The 21003-nt window shown below is 67.9% G+C and carries 19 protein-coding genes and 1 other RNA gene; 13 read left to right on the top strand and 7 right to left on the bottom strand.

Annotation, left to right across the window (positions count from 1 at the left end; genetic code table 11):
• Window positions 1-56: 56 nt before the first annotated feature.
• Together AC3WT6_RS06740 and AC3WT6_RS06735 are read right to left on the bottom strand one after the other, a co-directional pair.
• The gene (locus AC3WT6_RS06740) at window positions 57-968 is read right to left on the bottom strand and encodes a glycosyltransferase family 2 protein (protein ID WP_492652794.1); all 912 of its coding nucleotides are present in this window, start codon (window positions 966-968) and stop codon (window positions 57-59) included.
• 8 nt (window positions 969-976) lie between these two features.
• Window positions 977-1825: a glycosyltransferase family 2 protein gene (locus tag AC3WT6_RS06735; protein ID WP_492652793.1), complete on the bottom strand. Its 849-nt coding sequence runs from the start codon at window positions 1823-1825 to the stop codon at window positions 977-979.
• A gap of 122 nt (window positions 1826-1947) precedes the next feature.
• Between AC3WT6_RS06735 and rfbB the strand changes: the two genes are divergently transcribed.
• A complete protein-coding gene (gene rfbB / locus AC3WT6_RS06730; RefSeq protein WP_492652792.1) occupies window positions 1948-3006 on the top strand; it encodes a dTDP-glucose 4,6-dehydratase in 1059 nt (352 codons plus the stop codon).
• 60 nt (window positions 3007-3066) lie between these two features.
• Entirely contained in the window at window positions 3067-4179 is a 1113-nt protein-coding gene (locus AC3WT6_RS06725) for a glycosyltransferase family 4 protein (RefSeq protein ID WP_492652791.1), read from the top strand.
• Here the strand turns inward: AC3WT6_RS06725 and glnE are convergent.
• The 3 genes from glnE to groES form a co-directional block, all read right to left on the bottom strand.
• Entirely contained in the window at window positions 4176-6884 is a 2709-nt protein-coding gene (glnE, locus tag AC3WT6_RS06720) for a bifunctional [glutamate--ammonia ligase]-adenylyl-L-tyrosine phosphorylase/[glutamate--ammonia-ligase] adenylyltransferase (RefSeq protein ID WP_492652790.1), read from the bottom strand. The genes AC3WT6_RS06725 and glnE overlap by 4 nt on opposite strands.
• Window positions 6885-7040: 156 nt before the next feature.
• A complete protein-coding gene (gene groL, locus AC3WT6_RS06715; protein ID WP_492652789.1) occupies window positions 7041-8678 on the bottom strand; it encodes a chaperonin GroEL in 1638 nt (545 codons plus the stop codon).
• Window positions 8679-8709: 31 nt separating this feature from the next.
• Window positions 8710-9000 carry a co-chaperone GroES gene (gene groES / locus AC3WT6_RS06710; RefSeq protein WP_492652788.1) on the bottom strand — a complete coding sequence of 97 codons (291 nt, stop codon included), beginning with the start codon at window positions 8998-9000 and terminating at the stop codon, window positions 8710-8712.
• 285 nt (window positions 9001-9285) lie between these two features.
• Between groES and AC3WT6_RS06705 the strand changes: the two genes are divergently transcribed.
• The 4 genes from AC3WT6_RS06705 (at window position 9286) to hemH (ending at window position 13790) form a co-directional block, all read left to right on the top strand.
• Entirely contained in the window at window positions 9286-10572 is a 1287-nt protein-coding gene (locus AC3WT6_RS06705; protein ID WP_492652787.1) for an acetyl-CoA C-acetyltransferase, read from the top strand.
• A 219-nt stretch (window positions 10573-10791) separates the two neighbouring features.
• Window positions 10792-12207 (top strand): amino acid permease, encoded by a 1416-nt coding sequence (locus AC3WT6_RS06700; protein ID WP_492652786.1) that lies wholly within the window; start codon window positions 10792-10794, stop codon window positions 12205-12207.
• A gap of 9 nt (window positions 12208-12216) precedes the next feature.
• Window positions 12217-12603 carry a hypothetical protein gene (locus AC3WT6_RS06695; protein ID WP_492652785.1) on the top strand — a complete coding sequence of 129 codons (387 nt, stop codon included), beginning with the start codon at window positions 12217-12219 and terminating at the stop codon, window positions 12601-12603.
• A 113-nt stretch (window positions 12604-12716) separates the two neighbouring features.
• Complete coding sequence (gene hemH / locus AC3WT6_RS06690; protein ID WP_492652784.1) at window positions 12717-13790, top strand: ferrochelatase; 1074 nt, start codon at window positions 12717-12719, stop codon at window positions 13788-13790.
• On the opposite strand, the gene AC3WT6_RS06685 is transcribed toward hemH, so the two are convergent.
• Together AC3WT6_RS06685 and AC3WT6_RS06680 are read right to left on the bottom strand one after the other, a co-directional pair.
• The gene (locus tag AC3WT6_RS06685) at window positions 13787-14905 is read right to left on the bottom strand and encodes an OmpA family protein (protein WP_492652783.1); all 1119 of its coding nucleotides are present in this window, start codon (window positions 14903-14905) and stop codon (window positions 13787-13789) included. The two genes, hemH and AC3WT6_RS06685, sit on opposite strands and share 4 nt — an antisense overlap.
• A gap of 132 nt (window positions 14906-15037) precedes the next feature.
• Window positions 15038-16114: an OmpA family protein gene (locus tag AC3WT6_RS06680; RefSeq protein WP_492652782.1), complete on the bottom strand. Its 1077-nt coding sequence runs from the start codon at window positions 16112-16114 to the stop codon at window positions 15038-15040.
• Window positions 16115-16252: 138 nt separating this feature from the next.
• On the opposite strand from AC3WT6_RS06680, the gene sohB reads away from it, so the two are divergent.
• The 7 genes from sohB to AC3WT6_RS06645 all read left to right on the top strand — a co-directional run bounded on the left by sohB (window position 16253) and on the right by AC3WT6_RS06645 (window position 21003).
• Complete coding sequence (sohB, locus tag AC3WT6_RS06675; protein WP_492652781.1) at window positions 16253-17293, top strand: protease SohB; 1041 nt, start codon at window positions 16253-16255, stop codon at window positions 17291-17293.
• Between the two features lie 43 nt (window positions 17294-17336).
• Window positions 17337-17969 carry a YbhB/YbcL family Raf kinase inhibitor-like protein gene (locus AC3WT6_RS06670; RefSeq protein ID WP_492652780.1) on the top strand — a complete coding sequence of 211 codons (633 nt, stop codon included), beginning with the start codon at window positions 17337-17339 and terminating at the stop codon, window positions 17967-17969.
• 87 nt (window positions 17970-18056) lie between these two features.
• Window positions 18057-19472 carry a DegQ family serine endoprotease gene (locus AC3WT6_RS06665; protein WP_492652779.1) on the top strand — a complete coding sequence of 472 codons (1416 nt, stop codon included), beginning with the start codon at window positions 18057-18059 and terminating at the stop codon, window positions 19470-19472.
• A gap of 87 nt (window positions 19473-19559) precedes the next feature.
• Complete coding sequence (locus tag AC3WT6_RS06660) at window positions 19560-19754, top strand: hypothetical protein (protein ID WP_123210183.1); 195 nt, start codon at window positions 19560-19562, stop codon at window positions 19752-19754.
• Window positions 19751-20071 (top strand): cell division protein ZapA, encoded by a 321-nt coding sequence (locus AC3WT6_RS06655; RefSeq protein ID WP_492652778.1) that lies wholly within the window; start codon window positions 19751-19753, stop codon window positions 20069-20071. Before AC3WT6_RS06660 ends, AC3WT6_RS06655 begins: the two co-directional genes overlap by 4 nt.
• Window positions 20072-20121: 50 nt before the next feature.
• Window positions 20122-20307, top strand: a non-coding RNA gene (gene ssrS / locus AC3WT6_RS06650) — 6S RNA.
• A gap of 99 nt (window positions 20308-20406) precedes the next feature.
• Complete coding sequence (locus AC3WT6_RS06645) at window positions 20407-21003, top strand: 5-formyltetrahydrofolate cyclo-ligase (protein ID WP_492652777.1); 597 nt, start codon at window positions 20407-20409, stop codon at window positions 21001-21003.

Genomic DNA, 21003 nt, shown 5'->3' with positions numbered 1-21003 from the left:
CCCCACCCAGCACTCCCCCGCAGACGAGGAGAGGGGCCGTCAAAAGCGAAGCCGCTTCAGCCTCCGCGCAGCCAGCGGCGCAGGCGCCGGCTCCAGGCCTTGCGCAGGGTTCTGGGCCGGTAGCCGTGCATGCGCTCGGTGAACTGGTCGGCCTGGTCGTCGCGGATCATCCAGCGCGGATGCACCAGCTCCACATCCAGCGCCTGCAAGGGCAGCTCGGCATAGGGACCGGCGGTCTGGGTGTGGGTGGCGCCGGCGCCGTAACCGATGTTGCTGATCAGGTTCACCGCCGGCAGCACCGCCAGCTGGTTCTGGGTCCAGCAGCAGTAGGTCCACTGGTAGTCCCAGGTATCGACCTTGCCGGCGTGCACGTCGTCGAAGATCTTGCTCCAGCTCAGCACCAGCTCGGTATCGCCAAGCAGGTCGCGCAGCCAGCCGCCGTCGCGCAGCGCCGGCCACTGGCGCAGGCTCACGTCGTACTGCGCCCAGGCGCGGCGCCAGGAGGCCCAGCCCCAGACGTGGTTGTAGCGCGAGTAGTAGTAGCTCTCCGGCCCGCGCCGGCGGCCGAATTGCAGATTGCTGCCGCCGATGTGGCCGATCCGCGTGTCGTCGCGGTAGCGGCTCAGCATCGCCTCGCAGAAACGGAAGAAATCCGGGTGCGGCAGGCAGTCGTCCTCCAGGATGATGGCCTGCTCGCATTCCGCGAACACCCAGTCCAGCCCGCTGTGCAGGCGCCGCTGGCAGCCGAGGTTGTGCTCGGCGTAGTTGCGCTTGACCGTGCAGGGCCAGTCCACCTGCTCGACCACCGACCGCGCCTCGGCGCACAGCTCGGCCTCGCCGGGGCGGTCCGGGCGCGGCGCGTCGGCGATCAGCAGCAGCACCGGCGGTTTGGCGCGGGCGATCTCGGCGAAGACGCGGGCGGTTTCTTGCGGCCGCTTGAACAGGAACAGCGCGACCGCCGTGTTCAACGGCGCGCTCACGGCCCGCCGACCCGCCGCTGGCGGTTCTCCGGCGCGAACTTCGGATCCGGCTTGGCACCGGAAAGCTGCAAGGTATAGAGCGCCGCGTACTTGTGGTAGGCGTACTGGCTGAGCAGCACCGCCAGCAGGAAGCCGCGACGGCCATCCAGCACCAGGCCGCGGATCAGGTATTGCAGGATGAATTCCCAGACGAAACGCAGCGGCCCGGCGAGCAGGAAGGTGCGCTTGCCGCGCGCCAGCTTTTCCTGCGCCAAGAGCCAGGCGTACTGGGTGTGCTTGTCGACCATGTGCCGGTAGTCGCGGTAGCTGTCGTGGTCGAGCCGGCCGCTCAGGCGCCCGACCGGGCCGGGCGGGAACTTCAGCGTCTCGTGCACCTGCGCCATCGGAAACTCCGCGCCCTCGCGGCGGAACAGCCGTGCCTGCGGGCTGGCGTAGCGGCCGCCGAAACGCAGGCGCTTGCCGAAGAAGATCGGCCCCCAGGGCATGCGGTAGACCGCGCAGGGCACGGTCTCCTTGGCCAGCTCGGCGTCGATCTGCGCGCGCAGCTCCGGCGTCACCCGCTCGTCGGCGTCGATGGTGAACACGTACTCGCCGCGCGCCGCCTCCAGGCTGCGCTGGCGCTGCGGGCCATAGCCCGGCCAGTCGGTGATCCACAGCTGGTCGGTGTAGCGGCGGACGATCTCCACGGTGCCGTCGGTGGAGCCGGAATCGAAGACGATCAGCTCGTCGGCCCAGCCGGCGACCGATTGCAGGCAGGGCTCGATGCGATCCGCCTCGTTCTTGCAGATCAGGCAGACGGACAGGGTATGGCGGCGCGGCGCGCGCGGCTTCAGGGGCTCGGACATGGGCGGATGGTGCGGATGCGGGCGGCGGCGCGCAAGCGGCGGCGCTGCACCCGGCCGCCGCGCCTGACCATAATGGTCGCGCCGCGCACCGCGGCCACAGCAATTCACAGCTCCAGCAAAGGATGAACATCCTCGTCACCGGTGGCGCCGGCTTCATCGGCTCGGCCCTGATCCGCCAGCTCCTGGCGGAGAGCCCGCATCGCGTGGTGAACCTCGACAAGCTGAGCTACGCCGGCCATCTGGACTCGCTGCCGGATGCTGCCGGGCACCCGCGCTACGCCTTCGTGCAGGCCGACATCGGCGACGCCGAGGCCGTGCGCGCGGTGTTCCACGAGCACGCGCCAGACGCAGTGCTGCACCTCGCAGCGGAAACCCATGTCGATCGCTCGCTCGACGACCCCGAGGCCTTCGTGCAGACCAATCTGGTCGGCAGCTACCGTCTCTTGCAGGAGTCGCTGCGCTACTGGCGCGGCCTGCCGGCGGCACGCGCGGCCGCCTTCCGCTTCCACCAGGTTTCCACCGACGAGGTGTACGGCTCGCTGGGCGCGACCGGCCGCTTCCGCGAGGACAGCCCCTACGCGCCGACCTCGCCCTACTCGGCCAGCAAGGCCGGTGCCGACCATCTGCTGCGCGCCTGGCGGCACAGCTATGGCCTACCGGTACTGCTGAGCAATTGCTCGAACAACTACGGGCCCTACCAGTTTCCGGAAAAGCTCATCCCGCTGATGATCCTCAACGCCCTCGCCGGCCAGCCGCTGCCGGTCTATGGGCGTGGCGAGCACGTCCGCGACTGGCTCTATGTCGATGACCACGCGCGGGCGCTGCGGCTAATCCTGGAGCGCGGCCAACCCGGCAAGCAGTACAACGTCGGCGGCGGCAACGAGCGGGGCAACCTTGAGGTAGTGCACCACCTCTGCGCCCTGCTCGACGAACTGCATCCGCAGGGCGCGCCGCACGCGCGGCTGATCGCCTACGTGCCCGACCGCCCCGGTCATGACGCGCGCTATGCCATCGACGCCGGCAAGATCGAGCGTGAGCTGGGCTGGCGCCCGCAGGAGAGCTTCGACAGCGGCCTGCGCAAGACCGTGCTCTGGTACCTGGAGCACCGCGACTGGTGCGCGCGCGTGCAGGGCGCGTACCGGCGCGAGCGGCTCGGCCTGCCATCGCCCGGCCCCGGATAACCAAAGCTGTCACCAGCGCCGTGGCAAGATCAGCCACCCCGACCGCCCGACCCGCCCCGGATGCCACAGCCCGCACCCCGCATTGCCTTCATCAGCTCCCTGGGCGGCATCGCCTGGGGCGGCAGCGAGGAGCTGTGGGCGGCAACCGCGCTGGAACTGCACCGGCGTGGCTGGCCGGTGCTGGCTGCCTCGCAGGCTCTGCCGCAGCGACCACCGCGCTTGCAGGCTCTGGCCGAGGCCGGTGTGCCGCTGTGCGCCTTCCAGCCCAGCCGGGAAGCGGCGGTGGCGCAGGTGTTCCAGGCGCTGGACGCCCTGCAACCGCAACTGGTCGTGGTCTCGCAGGGCCATTACCTGGTCGGCTTCGAGTGGATGGAGCTGCTGCGCCAGCGCGGCTGGCGCTACGCGCCGCTGGTGCATGTCGCCAACGACTGGCGGCTGACCGAGGCACAGATGGAACGGGTGGCGCGGGTGTTCGACGGCGCGGTGGCCAGTTTCTTCGTGTCGCAGGCCACCGAGCGTCAGGCGGCGCGCATGCTCGCCTGGCCGATCCCTCGTGCCGAGACGGTGCGCAACCCCTATCTCGTACCCTGGGACGGCGAGCTGCCCTGGCCGGAAACCGCTGCACCCCGGCTGGCCTGCGTGGCGCGCCTGCAGCATCCGGTGAAGGGCCATGACCTTCTGCTCGAGGCCCTGGCCGAGCCCGGCGTACGTGCCCTGGCCGAGCCTCTGGGCGTGGAAGTTTCGTTGTTTGGCGAGGGCGCGCACCAGGCCTACGTCGAACACCTGCTCGGCTACTACCAACTGCCTTGGGTGCGCTTGCGCGGCCAGGTCAGCGACATCGCCGAAATCTGGCGCCAGCACCAGTTGCTGGTGCTGCCCTCGCGTTACGAGGGCCTGCCCCTGGTCATCGTCGAGGCCATGCTCAGCGGTCGGCCGGTGCTCTGCACCGACGTCGGCGGCAACACCGAGCTGGTGGAGGACGGCATCAGCGGCTACATCGCACCGGCCGCCAGCGGCCACCAATTGGCCCTGTGCCTGCGTCGCGCGCTGGGCGAACGGGAGCGCTGGCCGGCGATGGGCCGCGCCGCCGCCGAGCGCGCCCGCCTGCTGATGCCGCGCGATCCGGCGGCGCGCTTCGCCGACCGGCTGGCGCAACTGGCCAACGGCCTCTAGAGCTCGCCGAACACCCGCTGCCAGCAGGCCTGCACCCGCGCGCGTTCGCTAGCGAAATCGGTCTCGCTGGCGTCGGGCGATTCGCCCCGCAAGAGGCGCGCGTGCAGCCATGCGCGGTAGGCGCGCTGCGCGGCTAGCAGCGCATCGGCCTCCTCGCGAGCCACCAAACCGGCGGCGACCAGGGCATCGAGCTGGCGCCAGACATCGGGGTATTCGATCACCGCCGGATGCGCGGCAGCGGCGTCCAGCACCCAGCACTGGACGATGAACTCGACGTCGATCAGGCCACCGCGCCCCTGCTTCACATCCCAGCGGCCAGGCTTGGGCTTGTCGAGATGGGCGCGCATCTTGGCGCGCATGCCGGCGATCTCCTGGCGCAACTGGGCGCCATCGCGTGCCCGCGTCAGGGTCTCCCGCCGCACCCGCTCGAAGGCCTCGCCCAGCGCCGGCGTGCCGGCGATGTGGCGGGCGCGGCTCAAGGCCTGATGCTCCCAGGTCCAGGCCTTGTGCGCCTGGTAGTCGGCAAAAGCGGCGAGCGTCACCACCGGCAGGCCAGAGCCGCCGTTGGGACGCAACTCCATGTCCACCTCATAGGCACGGCCAAGATGGGTCTGGGTGGTGAGCCGGTGCACCACCCGCTGTGCCAGACGTCCCATCCAGGTCGATTGCGGCAGCGGCTTGGTGCCGCCGACAGTATCGGCGTCGGCCGGTTCGGCGTCGTGCATGAACACCAGGTCGAGGTCGGAGCCGTAGCTCATCTCCAGCGCGCCGAGCTTGCCGTAGCCGATCACTGAGAAGCCGGCCGGAGAGCCGTCGGCGCGGCGCGGGTGGCCGTAGCTGGCGCGCATCTCGCGCTCGGCGTCGGCGACGGCCGCCTCCACCACCGCTTCCGCGAGCCAGGTCAGGCGGTCGCTGACTTTCACCAGCGGCAGCGCTTGCACCACCTCGGCGGCGGCGATGCGCAGGGTGGTTTCCTGCACGTAGCGACGCAGCAGATCCATCGCCGCCTCGATGTCGCCCAGTGGCAGCGCCGCCATGCGCGGCAGCAGGCCCTCGCGCAGCTGCTCGCGGTCGGGCGGCGCGTAGAGGCTGCGACTGTCCAGCAGCTGGTCGAGCAGCACCGGATGGCGCGCCAGGGTGGCGGCGATCCAGGGGCTGGCGGCGCACAGGCGCAGCAGGTTCAGGCGCGCGCCCGGCGACTCGCGCAGCAGGGTCAGATAGGTGCTGCGGCCGAGCACCGCGCTGACCACCTCCAGCGCCCGCTGCAGCGCCAGCGAGGGCGATTGCTCGGGGCCAGCGGCGGCGAGGGCGTCTTCGGCCAAGAGCGGCAGCAGCTGCGCCAGCTTCTGCTGGGTGGCTTCCGAGACCGAACGCAGGCGCGGGTGCTCGCGCAGGGTGCGCACCGCCTGCAGCAGGGCGGCATCGGGCTCGCGGAAACCCGCCGCCGCCAGTTCCGCCAGCGCCGCCTCGTCGGCATCGCGCCAGAGCGCGGCGGCGGCCTGGGCGGCAGGTTTCTGCGGCACCGCCTCGGGCTCAGCGAACAGCTCGGCGAACAGCTGGCTGACCCGCAGGCGGGCGGCGCGCAATTCGGCGTCCAGCGCCGGCCAGTCCGCATAGCCCAGAGCCAGAGCCAGCCAGGCGCGCTGCTCTGGCGCCTCCGGCAGGGCGTGGGTCTGGTCGTCGTCGCGCGCCTGCACCGCGTTCTCGGTGCGGCGCAGCAACAGGTAGGCGGCATCGAGATCGGCCGCCGCGGCGGCGGGCAGATGGCCCAGCTCGGCGAGCCGGCGCAGCATCGGCCGCCACTCGCGGCCGCGCAGGCGGGCATCCTGGCCGCCGCGCACCAGCTGGAAACTCTGGACGATGAACTCGCATTCGCGGATGCCGCCGTCGCCAACCTTCAGATCATCGGCGGCCAGTCCGCGCGCGGCGGCGTCGGCGGCGATCTTGCGCTTGAGTTCGCGCAATCCGGCCAGGGCGTCGAAATCCAGATAGCGGCGGTAGACGAAGGGCGTCAGCCGCGCCAGCAGAGCCTCGCCGGCGGCCAGGTCGCCAGCCACTGGCCGCGCCTTGATCAGGGCGTAGCGCTCCCAGTCGCGGCCGTGGTTCTGGTAGTAGTCCTCCATCGCCTCCACCGGTATCGCCACCGGCGCGGCACTGCCGAACGGCCGCAGCATCAGGTCGACGCGAAACACGAAGCCCTCGGCGGTGCGCTCGGACAGCAGGCGTACCAGCTCCTGCACCAGCTTGACGAAGTACTCGCCATTGCTGAGCCGCTTCGGGCCATCGGTTTCGCCGGGCGCGGTATAGACGACGATCAGGTCGATGTCGCTGGAGAAATTCAGCTCGCGGCCGCCGAGCTTGCCCATGCCCAGCACGATCGGATGCACCGGCTGCCCCTGCTCGTCGCGCGGCAACCCGAAGCGCGGCGCCAGGCTGGTGCGGGCGGCTTGCAGCGCCACCTCGCAGGCGGCGTCGGCAAAGGCCGAGAGATCGCCCAGGGTTTCGTCCAGGCCGGCCAGACCAAAGCGGTCGCGCAGGGCGATGCGCGCCCACTCGCGGTTGCGCACGCGGCGCAGCTCGGCGCCAAGGTCGGCGGCGGCCGGGTCGGGACGCTGCGGCGGCAGCGCCGCCAGGGACCAAGCCTCGCCGGCTTCGCGGCGCAGCACCTCGGTCAGATAGGGGCCGTAGTCGGTGGGTTCGCTCATCCACTCATTATGCGATGCAAACAAAAACCCCCGGATGGCTTCCCATCCGGGGGTTTCGATACTGCGAGAGACTTCCCTGGCGGATCAAGCCGCGCCCAAGGGGCGTCGGCTTGAGTCCGACAAGTTATCCCGGCGCCAGCGCCGGGATAACGGGTTTTAGAAGTCGCCCATGCCGCCCATGCCGCCGCCGCCCGGAGGCATCATCGGCTCGTCCTTCTTGGGCAGCTCGGCGATCATCGCCTCGGTGGTCAGCAGCAGGCCGGCGACCGAAGCCGCGTTCTGCAGCGCCAGGCGGGTGACCTTGGTCGGGTCGATGATGCCGGCCTCGAGCATGTCGACGTACTCGCCGTTGGCGGCGTTGTAGCCGTAGGCGCCCTTGCCTTCCAGCACCTTGTTCAGCACCACGCTCGGCTCGGCACCGGCGTTCTTGACGATCTGGCGCAGCGGCTCGTTGATGGCGCGGCGCAGGATGTTGATGCCGATGGTCTGGTCTTCGTTGCTGCCCTTGAGGCTTTCCAGCACCTTGGAGGCGCGCACCAGGGCAACACCGCCGCCGGCGACGATGCCTTCCTCGACCGCCGCACGGGTGGCGTGCAGGGCGTCTTCGACGCGGGCCTTCTTTTCCTTCATCGCGACTTCGGTGGCGGCGCCGACCTTGATCACCGCAACACCGCCGGCCAGCTTGGCCAGGCGCTCCTGCAGCTTTTCCTTGTCGTAGTCGCTGGTCGCGGCTTCGGCCTGGGCCTTGATCTCGGCGATGCGGGCCTTGATCTTGGCGGTGTCACCGGCGCCGTCGACGATGGTGGTGTTTTCCTTCTCGATCACCACCTTCTTGGCGTTGCCGAGATCTTCCACGGTGACCTTCTCGAGGCTCATGCCCAGCTCTTCGCTGATGACCTGGCCGCCGGTGAGGGTGGCGATGTCCTTGAGCATTTCCTTGCGGCGGTCGCCGAAGCCCGGGGCCTTGACGGCCGCGACCTTCAGGATGCCGCGCAGATTGTTGACCACCAGGGTGGCCAGGGCTTCGCCGTCAACGTCTTCGGCGACGATCAGCAGCGGACGGCCGGACTTGGCCACGCCTTCCAGCACCGGCAGCAGGTCGCGGATGTTGGAGATCTTCTTCTCGGTGATCAGGATCACCGGGTTTTCCAGCGCCACCTGCTGGCTCTGGGCGTTGTTGATGAAGTAGGGGGAGAGGTAGCCGCGGTCGAACTGCATGCCTTCGACGACGTCGAGCTCGTTCTCCAGGCCCTTGCCTTCCTCAACGGTGATCACGCCTTCCTTGCCGACCTTGTCCATCGCCTTGGCGATGATCTCGCCGACGGCTTCGTCGGCGTTGGCGGAAACGGTGCCGACCTGGGCGATGGCCTTGGCGTCCTTGCAGGGGACGGCGGTCTTCTTCAGTTCGGCGGTGATGGCTTCGACGGCCTTGTCGATGCCGCGCTTGATGTCCATCGGGTCAACGCCGGCGGTGACCGACTTGATGCCCTCGTTGACGATCGCCTGGGCGAGCACGGTGGCGGTGGTGGTGCCGTCGCCGGCGGCGTCGTTGGTCTTGGAAGCGACTTCCTTGACCAGCTGGGCGCCCATGTTCTCGAACTTGTCCTTCAGCTCGATTTCCTTGGCGACGGAAACGCCGTCCTTGGTCACCGTCGGGGCGCCGTAGGACTTGTCGAGGATGACGTTACGGCCCTTGGGGCCGAGGGTGACGCGCACCGCGTTGGCGAGAATGTTGACGCCGGCGACCATGCGGGTGCGGGCGTCGTCTCCGAACTTCACTTCTTTTGCGGACATGATGGGATTCCTTTAATGCTGAATAGGGGTATTACTTGGTGAAGACGGCGACGATGTCGTCTTCGCGCATGACCAGGTAGTCCTGGCCTTCAACCTTCACTTCCGAGCCCGAGTACTTGCCGAACAGGACGATGTCGCCGGCCTTCACGTCGAGGGCGATGTTCTTGCCGTTGTCGTCCTTCTTGCCGGGGCCGACGGCGATGACTTCGCCACGGACGGGCTTCTCGGCGGCCTGATCGGGGATGATGATGCCGCCAGCGGACTTCTTCTCTTCTTCCAGACGCTTGACGATCACGCGATCGTGCAGGGGACGCAGATTCATAAGGTACTCCTGTGGGTTTTTCAGTAAACGGGTTGAACCCGCGAGCGTGCATCGCTGTTGTGTGGCCTGGCTGACCACCCGCTGTTAGCACTCTCCCGCGAAGGCTGCTAATTGTTGAGGGCAGCCCGCCCAGGATCAAGGGGGCGCCGGCAATATTTTCTCTACGGCCGGGCTGCCAGCGGCTCGCGCACCTGCGGCCAAGTCTTATAGCCGGTCTGCGCCGCTAAAATGCCGCACCGCAATTAAACGCCCCTCCCCCTGCTCACGCCTGGAGATTCCCCCAAAATGAAACCCTACGGCCGCAAAGTCGCCATCGTCGGCGGCAGCCGCATTCCCTTCGCCCGCAGCAACGGGCCCTATTCGCACAAATCCAACCAGGAAATGCTGACCGCCGCCTTCAAGGGCGTGGTCGACAAGTTCCAGCTGCATGGCGAGCAGATCGGCGAAGTGGCCGCCGGCGCGGTGCTCAAGCACTCGCGCGACTTCAACCTCTGCCGCGAGTCGGTGCTGTCCTCGGGCCTCTCCGCCCACACCCCGGCCTATGACCTGCAGATGGCCTGCGGCACCGGCCTGCAGGGCGCGATCAACATCGCCAACAAGATCGCGCTGGGTCAGATCGAGTCCGGCATCGCCGGCGGCACCGACACCACCTCGGACGCCCCGATCGCCGTCAACGACAAGCTGCGCCAGATCCTGCTCGACGCCAACCGCGCCAAGACCACCGGCCAGAAGCTGGCGGCGCTGGCGCGTTTCCGTCCCGCCATGCTGGCCCCGGCCACGCCCAACAACGGCGAGCCGCGCACCCGCATGAGCATGGGCCAGCACTGCGAGCTGATGGCGAAGGAGTGGAAGATCTCCCGCCAGGACCAGGACCAGCTCGCCTACGAGAGCCACAAGAAGGCCGCCGCCGCCTATGACGCCGGCTTCAACGACGATCTGATCGTTCCGTTTGGTGGCCTGACCCGCGACAACAATCTGCGCGGCGACACCACCATCGAGAAGCTCGCCAGCCTGAGCCCCGCCTACGACAAGAAGAGCGGCCAGGGCACCCTCACCGCCGGCAACTCCACCCCGTTGACCGACGGCGCTTCCGCCGTGCTGCTGGCCAGCGAGGACTGGTGCAAGGCGCGCGGCGTCAAGCCGTTGGCCTACCTGACCCAGGCCCAGACCTCGGCGGTGGACTTCGCCGGCCCCGGCAAGGAAGGCCTGCTGATCGCCCCCGCCTACGCGGTGCCGCAGATGCTGGCGCGCGCCGGCATCAAGCTGCAGGACTTCGACTTCTACGAGATCCACGAAGCCTTTGCCGCCCAGGTGCTGTGCACCCTCAAGGCCTGGGAGAGCGAGGACTACTGCAAGAACGTGCTCGGCCTGCCGGGCGCGCTGGGCTCCATCGACCGCAGCAAGCTCAACGTCAAGGGCGGCTCGCTGGCGGCCGGCCATCCCTTCGCCGCCACCGGCGGCCGCATCCTCGCCGCGCTGGCGAAGATGATCGACGAAAACAAGGGCGGCCGCGGCCTGATCTCGATCTGCGCGGCCGGCGGCCTGGGCGTTACCGCCATCGTCGAGCGCTGAAAGCCGGTCGCGGGCGAGCCCGCTGCTAGAAGATAGGAGCGGGCTCGCCCGCGACCCACAAAGCCCGCACGGCTTGAAAAACCGCGCGGGCTTTTTTGTGGCCATAAGCACCCTCGCAGCCCCCGTGCCGACAGCCCAAACCGAACCTGAACGGCTGCCAAGCTCATCCGGCATACTTCTAGCGTCAAGCGGCAGAACCATTTCAGGGACCCACCAAGCATGAGCCTGTTCCGTACCAAGCCCATCGACTCCGACCTCACCCGCGACCGCGGCCTCAAACGGGTGCTAGGCGCCTGGGATCTCACCCTGCTCGGGGTCGGTGCGGTGATCGGCGCCGGCATCTTCGTGCTCACCGGCATCACTGCCGCGACCATGGCCGGCCCGGCGGTGATCCTGTCCTTCGTGCTCGCCGGCGTCGCCTGCGCCTGCGCGGCGCTCGCCTATGCGGAACTCGCCAGCGCCATCGGCGGCTCCGGCTCCGCCTATGGCTATGGCTATGCCGCGTTGGGCGAGTTGCCGGCTTGGATCATCGGCTGGATGCTGCTCTGTGAATACATGGTGGCGATCCCGGCGGTGTCGGCCGGTTGGTCCGGTTATTTCAACAACGGGCTGGAGTCGCTGGGCATCCTGCTGCCGACCGCGATCACCCACACCCCCTTCGATCCGGCCACTCCCGGCCTGATCAATCTGCCGGCCTTCGTGATCGTACTGGTGCTCGGCGTGCTGCTGGCCACCGGCGCCAAGATCAGCGCCCAGTTCAACGCCATCATGGTGGCAGTGAAAGTCGCCGCCATCGCCATCTTCATCGGCGTCGCCTTTGGCCATGTCGACCCCGCCAACTGGTCACCATTCATTCCGCCGGAAGTCACCAACCCCGACGGCAGCAAGCACTTCGGCGTGCAGGGCATCGCCGCCGGCGCGGCGACCATCTTCTTCGCCTATCTCGGCTTCGATGCAGTCTCCACCGCCGCCGACGAAACCCGCAATCCGCAACGCGATTTGCCGCTGGGCATCCTCGGCTCGCTGGGCTTTTGCACCCTGCTCTATATCCTGGTCTCAGGCCTGCTGACCGGCATCGTCAGCTACACCGAGCTGAACGTCGCCTCGCCGGTCGCCCACGCGCTGCTGAAGATCGGACAGGGCTGGGCCGCCGGTCTGATCTCGATCGGCGCCATCGCCGGTCTCACCACGGTGATGCTGGTGATGTACTTCGGCCTCACCCGCGTGCTGTTCGCCATCGCCAAGGACGGCCTGCTGCCGCCCTTCTTTGCCTATGTCAGCCCGAAGACCGGCACGCCGCTGGGTTCGATCCTGGCCTCCGGCGTGGTGATGCTGGTGTTCGCCGGCTTCGTGCCGCTGGGCCGGCTGGCCGAGCTGGCCAACATCGGCACCCTCGGCGCCTTCGTGGTGGTCTGCGCCGGCGTGATCGTGCTGCGCAGAACCAAGCCCGACCTCAAGCGCGCCTTCAAGACGCCGTTCTCGCCGGCGATCCCGGCACTGGGTGTGGTGTCCTGCAGCTATCTGATGGCGAATCTCGGCAGTCACACCTGGGTTTCCTTCGGCACTTGGATGGCGGTCGGCCTCGCGGTCTACTTCCTGTACTCGCGCCGGCACAGCAAGCTGGCCGCGAACTGAGCCACCTCCATGAACCCAGCCGATCACCGACGCGCCCTGAACCTGCTCTGGCTGGGTCTGCTGGCCGCGCCGGCCTTGATCGGCCTGTCGCTGAGCCTGCTGCCTCCGGGCAGCTTCACCCCGGTACTGGCGGCCACGCAGTTGCAATGGCTGGTGGCAGCCGGGTTGGTGGTGGGCTTATCCAGCCTGATCCTGTTGAGCCGTTACCGGGCGGAAGAAGTCCGTGGCGACCCGAAGGCAACCCGCCTGGCTCTGATCCTCGGCGCCAGCGTCGCCGACGCGCCGACGATGCTCGGCGCGGCCTACTACGTCCTCGGCGGCGAACAGACGGTGTTCTGGGCGCTCTGCGCCTCGGCCTTCATCCTGATCGCCCAGTTCCGTCCAGGAACGCGTTGAGTCGCGCGCGATTCGGGCATTCTTGTCGCCCGATTGAAAATCCCGATTGGTCAACTGCCGGCCGCGGCCCCAGGGTGACGGCCGCCTCGCCACCACAGTCGTCCTAACCTGCCATGGATATCGCCGCCCACCGTCAGCCCGCTCAGGCTGGCGTCCTGCTGATCAATCTGGGCACACCAGACGCACCGACGCCGGAGGCGATCCGCCGCTATCTGCGCGAGTTTCTCTCCGACGACCGCGTGGTCGATCTCGAACCCTGGCTGTGGTGGCCGATCCTCAACGGCATCATCCTGCGCACGCGGCCCAAGAAGCTGGCGGCGCGCTACGCCGCGATCTGGAGTCCGCAAGGCGCTCCCCTGCTGGCCATCGGCCGTCAGCAGGCGGCCGGTCTGGCCAGCCGACTGCAAGCCCAACTGGGTCGACCGATCCCGGTGGTGCTGGCGATGCGCTATGGCAAGCCCTCGGTACAGGCCGGGCTGGCCGAACTGGAGCAGCAGGGCGTGCGGCGAGTGCTGGTGCTGCCGCTGTTCCCGCAGTACTCGGCCAGCACCACCGCCTCGGCCCTGGATGCGGTATTCGACGCCTTGAAGCTGCGCCGCTGGCTGCCGGAGCTGCGCACCATCAACCACTACCACGACGCGCCCGGCTACATCGCCGCGCTGGCCGACAGCGTGCGTACGCACTGGCGGCAAGCGGGCCAGGGCGAGCATCTGTTGCTCAGCTTCCATGGCATCCCGCATCGCTACTTCGCGCTCGGCGACCCCTATTACTGCGAATGCCAGAAGACCGGCCGCCTGCTGGCCGCAGCACTGGGCCTGGCCGAGGGCGACTGGAGCCTGAGCTTCCAGTCGCGCTTTGGCCGCGAGGAATGGCTAAAGCCCTACACCGACGAGCAGCTGCGGCAGCTGGCGCAGCGCGGCATCAAGACCCTGGACGTGATCGCGCCGGGCTTTGCCGCCGACTGCCTGGAGACCCTGGAGGAGATCGCCGAGGAGTATCACGCCCTGTTCGCCGGGCTGGGTGGCGAACTGCGTTACATCCCGGCGCTCAACGCCAGCGCAGGACATCTCGACGCGTTGGCCGGCCTGGTCGGCGATCAGCTGAAAGACTGGCTGCCGGTGGACAGCCTCGCCGCACCGACGATCGAAGGCGAGCCCCGGGTCGACCAAGGAAGCGCGCAGGCCTAGTCGGCGGTACGGATATCCACCCGGCGGTTGCCGGCGGCCTCGCCGCTATCCAGTACCCGGATGCTGGTGCGAATCCGCTCCGCGGGAACCCCGTGCGCCAGCAACCAGGCGCGCACCAGCTCGGAACGCCGTATGGCGTAGCGACTGGCCTTGGTCCCTTCGCCTTGATCGGCGTAGGCGGCCACACTGACATGAGCGCTCGCGCTACGGGTTGCCAGCGCCTTGAGTGCGGGTGCCAGGGCCTCCAGCTTTCTGGCAGCAGCCGGCGACAGCTCGGCGCTGCGCACGGCAAAGACCAGGGACTCCGATATCGACTCGGGCAGCGGCACGGCCGGCGCTGGCGTCGGCGTCGGCGTCGGCGTCGATACCGCGACCCGACTGGCCGCAGGACTGAGCGCCTGGGCCGGCGCGCCGGCAAGCCTGGCGGCCCGAGACTGCTCCTCGGCCAGCAGTGCCGCCTGCAAGTCCGCCGAAGCTCGCGCTTGCGGCGGCGGCTGAGTCGCCGCAACCACCGGCAGCGCCGGCGCGGCGGGTATCGATGCCGATACCGCGCCCCCGGAATGGCCCAGGGGTGCGAGAGGCGTAAGCGGCACCAGCAGCTCGGGCATTGCCTGCAAGCTCTCGCCTTGCGGTGTGACCTGCTTGGCCGGCTTGGTGACAACGGTGGCCGGCGCTGGCACCGGAACCGATGGCGGAGGCGCGGCGAGCGGCGGCGGGGCCGGTCGGGCACTGAGCAGGGCCGCCGGCACCTGCCCGACGGCGCAACCGCGCTCATCGACCAAGGCTCCCAGCGCGGTGTTGAGACAACGGTCGATGCCGTTGGCGACGCCGTCAAAATCGGCATCGAGTGCACAGCCCTGCGCGTCCACCACCGCGTCAGGCGGGGTATAGGGGCAATCGTCCTGGGGATCGGCAACCCCGTCGGCATCTCCATCGTCGGCGTGCAAGGGGCAACCCCGCTCGTTCATCTGGATGCCGGGCGGGGTGTATGGGCAATCATCGACTTCGTCGGAAACGCCATCGCCATCGCCATCGACGATCAAGGGCGGCAAGGCCGCCTGCGCGGCCGCGCTCAGCAGCAACAGGCTCAGAAACCAGCGGGCGCGTTCGATCATGGTCCCCAGGGCAAAGCGCAGAGTGCGATCGGCATTTGTCACAAATTTACACGATGCATTCCGATCGAAGACTGACGGGCATAAAAAAACCCCCGCCGTAGCGGGGGTCTTTCACTACCGAACAGCTGCGACTTATTCGCCGGCAGTGGTGCGGACTTCGGCGCGACGGTTCTTGGCGCGGCCTTCGTCGGTGGCGTTGTCGGCCACCGGCTGGCTCTCACCGTAGGCGAAGGTGCGGATGCGGCTGGCGTCCACGCCCTTCTTGACCAGGTAGGCCTTGACGGTGTTGGCGCGACGCTCGGACAGCGCTTGGTTGTAGCCCTCGGAGCCCACCCAGTCGGTGTGACCGGAGACGTTGATGCGCAGGCTCTTGTACTCGCCGGTGGTGACCACCTGGGCGGCGTTGTCGAGGATGGCGACGCCTTCCGGAGTCAGATCGGACTTGTCGAAGGCGAACAGCACGTCGTCGAACTGGCGCTCGGAACCGGCCGCCAGCTGCTCCTTGGTGCAGCCGTAGGCATCCACCGGGGCGCCCTTGGCGCTGCCCGGGCAGCGGTCCTTGTCATCCGGCACGCCGTCGCCGTCGCTGTCGAGAATCTTGACCACCGGCTTGGCCACCGTGCCTTCAGTGTTGGTCACCGGCTTGGCACCCAGCGGGACGGCGAAACCAACCTTCAGCACCGGTTCCGACAGGCTGTCGATGCCAGTGGCGTTCTTGATGTCGTCCAGGCCGGTCCAGCGGTAGCGCAGGTCGGTGCGGAAGGCGACATCGTGGTCAGCCACGGTGAAGTACTTGAAGAAACCCAGGCCGGCATTGACCAGCGGCTCGGTGTCGCTCAGGCCGGTGTTGGTGATGTCGGTGCGCTGCACGCCAGCGCCGATGCCGAAGTAGGGCGAAAAGGCGCGGCTACGCGAGTAGAAGAACAGGCCGTCCAGGGTCAGGCCGATGTCGCGCCACTCGGCGCCGCCGGTCTGGGCCTTGTACTTCTGGTAGAGAGCGCCGATTTCGACGTTCCAGTACTTGTTGAGCACCTTGCCGCCAGAGATGGCGAAACCGAGACCGTGCTCGGAATTGCGGTCTTCGTCCTGGAAGGTGTACGCAAACATCGGCGACAGGTAGGGGCGCTTGTCGAGAAGCTCTTCCGCGTGCAGCGGCAGCGCCAGCCCGACGAGCGTGGCCGCAATCGCGGCGCGTGTAATGTTCTTCATGTTGTTTAAGACTCCAAGGCCTAACTAAGGATAACGAAACGATGTGCAGCGCAATAAAATTATAGTCACTTCATTTTGCAGGATAAATGGGGCGGAGCATAGAAATTGCTCTGATGCCCCCCCTCACCAGGCGCCCAAGTGCAAGAATTCATTCTGGAATACGGCCTCTTCCTGGCCAAGACAATAACTCTGTTTCTCGCCGCCGGCTTGTTAATCGGAGGTTTGGCCACTGCCTTGCGAGAAGCGCGCCACCAAGAATCAGAAAAATTGGAGGTGGAACCCCTCAACGAGCGCTACCGGCACCTGCGCGAGACCCTGACCGAGCAGATTCTCGACGAGGCCGGCCTCAAGGCCGAGCGCAAGCTGCGCAAGCGCGAGGCCAAGGCACGCCGCAAGAATGCGCCGAAGGAGCCGCGCAAGCGGCTGTTTGTGCTGGACTTCCATGGCGATCTCCAGGCCGGCGCGGTGACCGAGCTGCGTGAGGAGATCACCGCCCTGCTGCAGCTCTTGCGCAAGGAGGACGAGGTCCTGCTGCGCCTGGAAAGCGAGGGCGGCCTAGTGCACGCCTACGGTCTGGCCGCCAGCCAGCTCAAGCGCCTGCGCGACCGCGGCTTTCCGCTCACCGTGGCGGTGGACAAGGTGGCGGCCAGCGGCGGCTATCTGATGGCCTGCGTCGCCGACCGCATCCTCGCAGCCCCCTTCGCGGTGGTCGGCTCGATCGGGGTGGTGGCGCAGATCCCCAATCTGCACCGCCTGCTGAAGAAGCACGATGTCGACATCGAGCTGCACACCGCCGGCGAGTACAAGCGCACCCTCACCCTCCTGGGCGAGAACACCGACGCCGCCCGCGCCAAGTTCCGCGAGGAGCTGGAGGACACCCATCTGCTGTTCAAGCAGTTTGTCAGCGAACACCGGCCGCAGGTGCCGATCGAACTGGCCGCCACCGGCGAGCACTGGTTCGGCTCCCGCGCGCTATCGCTGAATCTGGTCGACCAGCTGCGCACCAGCGACGACTACCTGCTCGATCATGCCGACAGCGCCGACCTCTACGCGGTGCGCTTCCGCCGCAAGAAGCCGCTCTCCGAGCGCCTGCATCTGAGTCTGCTGCGGCTCGCCAGCGGCCTGCGTGGACGCGCTCTGAGCGAGGGATTGCCGAGCCCCCGCTCCTTCATGCTGTAATGACCTACACCAATAACTACCGGCAAGACGCCCTCGGCGCCCCATGAAACTGACCAGCGACAGCTTCGAAGACGGCGATGTGATCCCCGGCCGCTGCGCCTTCTGCGTCAAAGACCCGAAGACCTTTCTGCGGCTGTCGCAGAACCTGTCGCCGGAGCTCAGCTGGCGTGGCATCCCCGAAGGCACCCTGAGTTTCGCGCTCAGTTGCATCGACCCGACCGCGCCGGCCACCAAGCCCGACTACGTCAACACTCCCGGCAGCACCATCCCCGCCAAGTACCCGCGTGGCGAGTTCGTGCACTGGCTGGCGGTCAACATCCCGGCCAGCGTCACCCAGCTCGCCGAGGGCGCCTGCTCGAAGGCGGTAATCCCGGGCGGCAAGCGCATTCCCGACGGGCCGGACGGCTGCCAGCAGGGGCTCAACGACTACACCGGCTGGTTCGCCGGCGACAAGGACATGGAAGGCCCCTACCTGGGCTATGACGGCCCCTGCCCGCCCTTCAATGACAGCATCCCGCACCAGTACCTGTTCACCGTCTACGCGCTGGACGCCCAGCTGCAGCTGCCGGAGCACTACAACCTGGCCGATTTCCGCAAGGCGATCGAAGGCCATGTGCTGGCGCAGGCCAGCCTGACCGGCCGCTACGCCACCAATCCCGACATCCGCTTGAAATAGGCGACTGCTGCCGCCATTGAACTGCGGAACGGTGGCGTGGTCTGTCGCGCTGTCGTACTCGCGACTTTTCGATCAGGACACTTGAAGATGTCTCGCAATTCCTTGCTCAAATCCAGCCTGGCCGCCGCTGCGGTCGGCTTTGGCGTGACCGCCGCCGTTCTCTCGCTGTCGACCACGGCCCCACAGCCGGCGCATGCCGACCTGCCGGCACCGATGATCGCCGCCCCCAGCACCGGCGGCCTGCCCTCGCTGGCGCCGATGCTGCGCGAGGTGATGCCGGCGGTAGTCAACATCTCGGTGACCAGCAAGGTCGAAGTGCAGAACCCCTTCGGCCCGATGATGGACGACCCCAATTTCCGGCGCTTCTTCGGCATCCCCGACCAGCCGCAGCAGCGGCAGGCGCAGAGCCTGGGCTCGGGCACCATCGTCGATGCCGCCAAGGGCTACATCCTCACCAACAACCACGTGGTCGCCGACGCCGACGAGATCAAGGTCCGGCTGTCCGACGACCGCGAATTCGCCGCCAAGCTGATCGGCAAGGACGCCGACACCGACCTCGCGGTCATCCAGATCAAGGCCGAGCGCCTCAAGGCCTTGAGCCTGGGCAATTCCGACGGCCTGCAGGTCGGCGACTTCGTGGTCGCCATCGGCTCGCCCTTCGGCCTGCGCCAGACTGCCACCACCGGCATCGTCTCCGGCCTCGGCCGCGCCACCGGCGACGGCATCCAGGACTTCATCCAGACCGACGCCTCGATCAACCCCGGCAACTCCGGTGGCGCGCTGATCAACCTGCGTGGTGAACTGGTCGGCGTGCCCAGCCAGATTCTCTCCCGCAGCGGCGGCAACATCGGCATCGGCTTCGCGATCCCGGTCAATCTCGCCAAGAGCGTGATGAACCAGCTGATCGAAACCGGCAGCGTCACCCGCGGCCGCATCGGTGTGCAGGGTCAGGACCTGACGCCGGAACTCGCCAAGTCCTTCGGCCTTAGCAATGCCCGCGGCGTGGTGGTGTCGCGGGTGGTGCCGGACGGCCCGGCCGCCCGCGCCGGCCTGAAAGTCGAGGACATCATCCTCAAGGCCAACGGCCGCGAGATCACCGACTTCAACCAGCTGCGCACGGTCATCGGCCTGCTGCGGGTGGGCGAAAAGGTCCAGCTCGACATCCTCCGCGAGGGCAAGCCGCGCACCGTCACCGTCGCGATCGGCAAGGACAGCGAGCAGGCCGCGCCGGGTGCCGCAGTCAACCCCAAGCTGCAAGGCGCGACCTTCGCACCCACCGACGAGAGCAATGTCGAGGGCGACATCCGCGGCGTCGTGGTCGCCAAGATCGACCCGCGTTCGCCGGCCGCTCGCACCGGCCTGCGTCAGGGCGATGTCATCATCGGCGTCAACCGTCGCCCGGTGAACAGCATGGAAGATTTCACCAAGCTCACCGCCGGTAAGGACGAGTTGCTGCTGCATCTGCGCCGCGGTGACAGCGCGCTGTTCCTGATCGTCCAGTAAGCCCTTCGCCGGGACCATCAGCCCCGCCGGTGCCCGCGCGCCGGCGGGGCTTTCTGTTGGCGCCATGCTCGGCCGTATACTTGCCCCATGTTGCACACCGAACTCGACCAGCTCGAAGCCCGCATCAGCCGACTGACCGCCGCCTACCGGCAGGAGCGGCTGGAGAAGAAGCGCGCCTTACAGGAGCGCGACCGGCTGCTGGCGCTCAACGCCGAGCTGAAGCGCCGCATCGAGGGCGTGGTCGAACGGTTGCGGCTGATGGAGGGAGAATCCGCCTCATGAAGCCGGCCGCCAAACCCGATGTGCTGACCGTCACCGTCAAGATCATGGGCCGCGAGTACGCGGTGCAATGCGCGCCCAACGAGCACGAGGCCCTGGTCACTTCCGCCGAGATGCTCAACGAGCGGATGAACGCCATCAAGAAGCGCGGCCGTGCACTCGGCGCGGAGAAGATCGCGGTGATGGCGGCGCTCAACCTCACCCGCGAGCTGCTGGCCTTGCAGGGCGATGCCAATGTCGTCACTCCCGACAGCCAGGCGCTGGAGCGCCTGCGCCAGTTTGGTCACGACATCGACAGCACCCTCAACGACGCGGAGTAGGTTTTTTTGTCGCGCCGACCGGCGCCACGAGCCGGTGTAGAATGCCGGCGTGTCTCCTGCGGTGTTCGACGGCTCCGTCCAAACCCCTTGAGCCTAATTGCAAAACCCCGGGAGCCTTACCTGGTTCTGGCGTGCAGGCCCACCTTGCAGTGGGAAGCCCAAAGGCCGGCGCGGTGCCCACTTGAGACGTTCGTCTCAAGGTCAGTGACGATGGCTACGGCACAGGCGGGAGACACACTTTTTCTGGCCACCGGCTCCAAGGTCGGTGCGATGGCAGCCAAGAACCCCGGATTGCCAATCGGGCACGGCGCCTTCCGAAACAGGCTCTCCAATTCATGAGTGCCTCAGCGCCCACCGAAATCAAAAGTCGCCTGCGCGCCGAGTTGCGCGCCCGCCGCCGCGCCATTCCGGCATCCGAACGCCGCCGCGCCGCGCGCCGACTGGCTCGGCACTACCTGCGCCTACGCGCGCTGAAGCAGGCCCGCAGCGTGGCGCTGTATCTGCCGATGGCCTCGGAGATCGACACCGCACCCCTGCGCCAGGCACTGGCGGCGCGCGGCGTCGCGCTCTATGTACCGAAGGTCGCGCGCGGCAGCCGCCTGCGCTTCCTGCGCCTGGGCAAGGCAAACCTGGAATGGCACCCGCACGGCATGCCGCAGCCGCGCAGCGGTCACAGCCTGCCACTGCGACGTATCGGGATGATCCTGCTACCACTCTTGGGCTACGACGCCCAGGGCCGGCGACTGGGCCAGGGCGGCGGCTACTACGATCGCGCCCTTTCCCGCCTGCGTGGCGCCCGCCGCCCGCTGCGCATCGGGCTCGCCTACGCCTGCCAGCAGGTCGATGCCTTGCCCCACGAGCCTCACGATCACCCGCTGCAAGGCGTGCTCAGCGAGCGCGGCCTGCAACGCTTCCATCACCGCCACCCCTGA

Source organism: Stagnimonas sp. FW305-C-60 (assembly GCF_058782965.1).
Note: the sequence above shows the minus strand (reverse complement) of the source record. Positions and strands in the feature narration are given on the sequence as shown.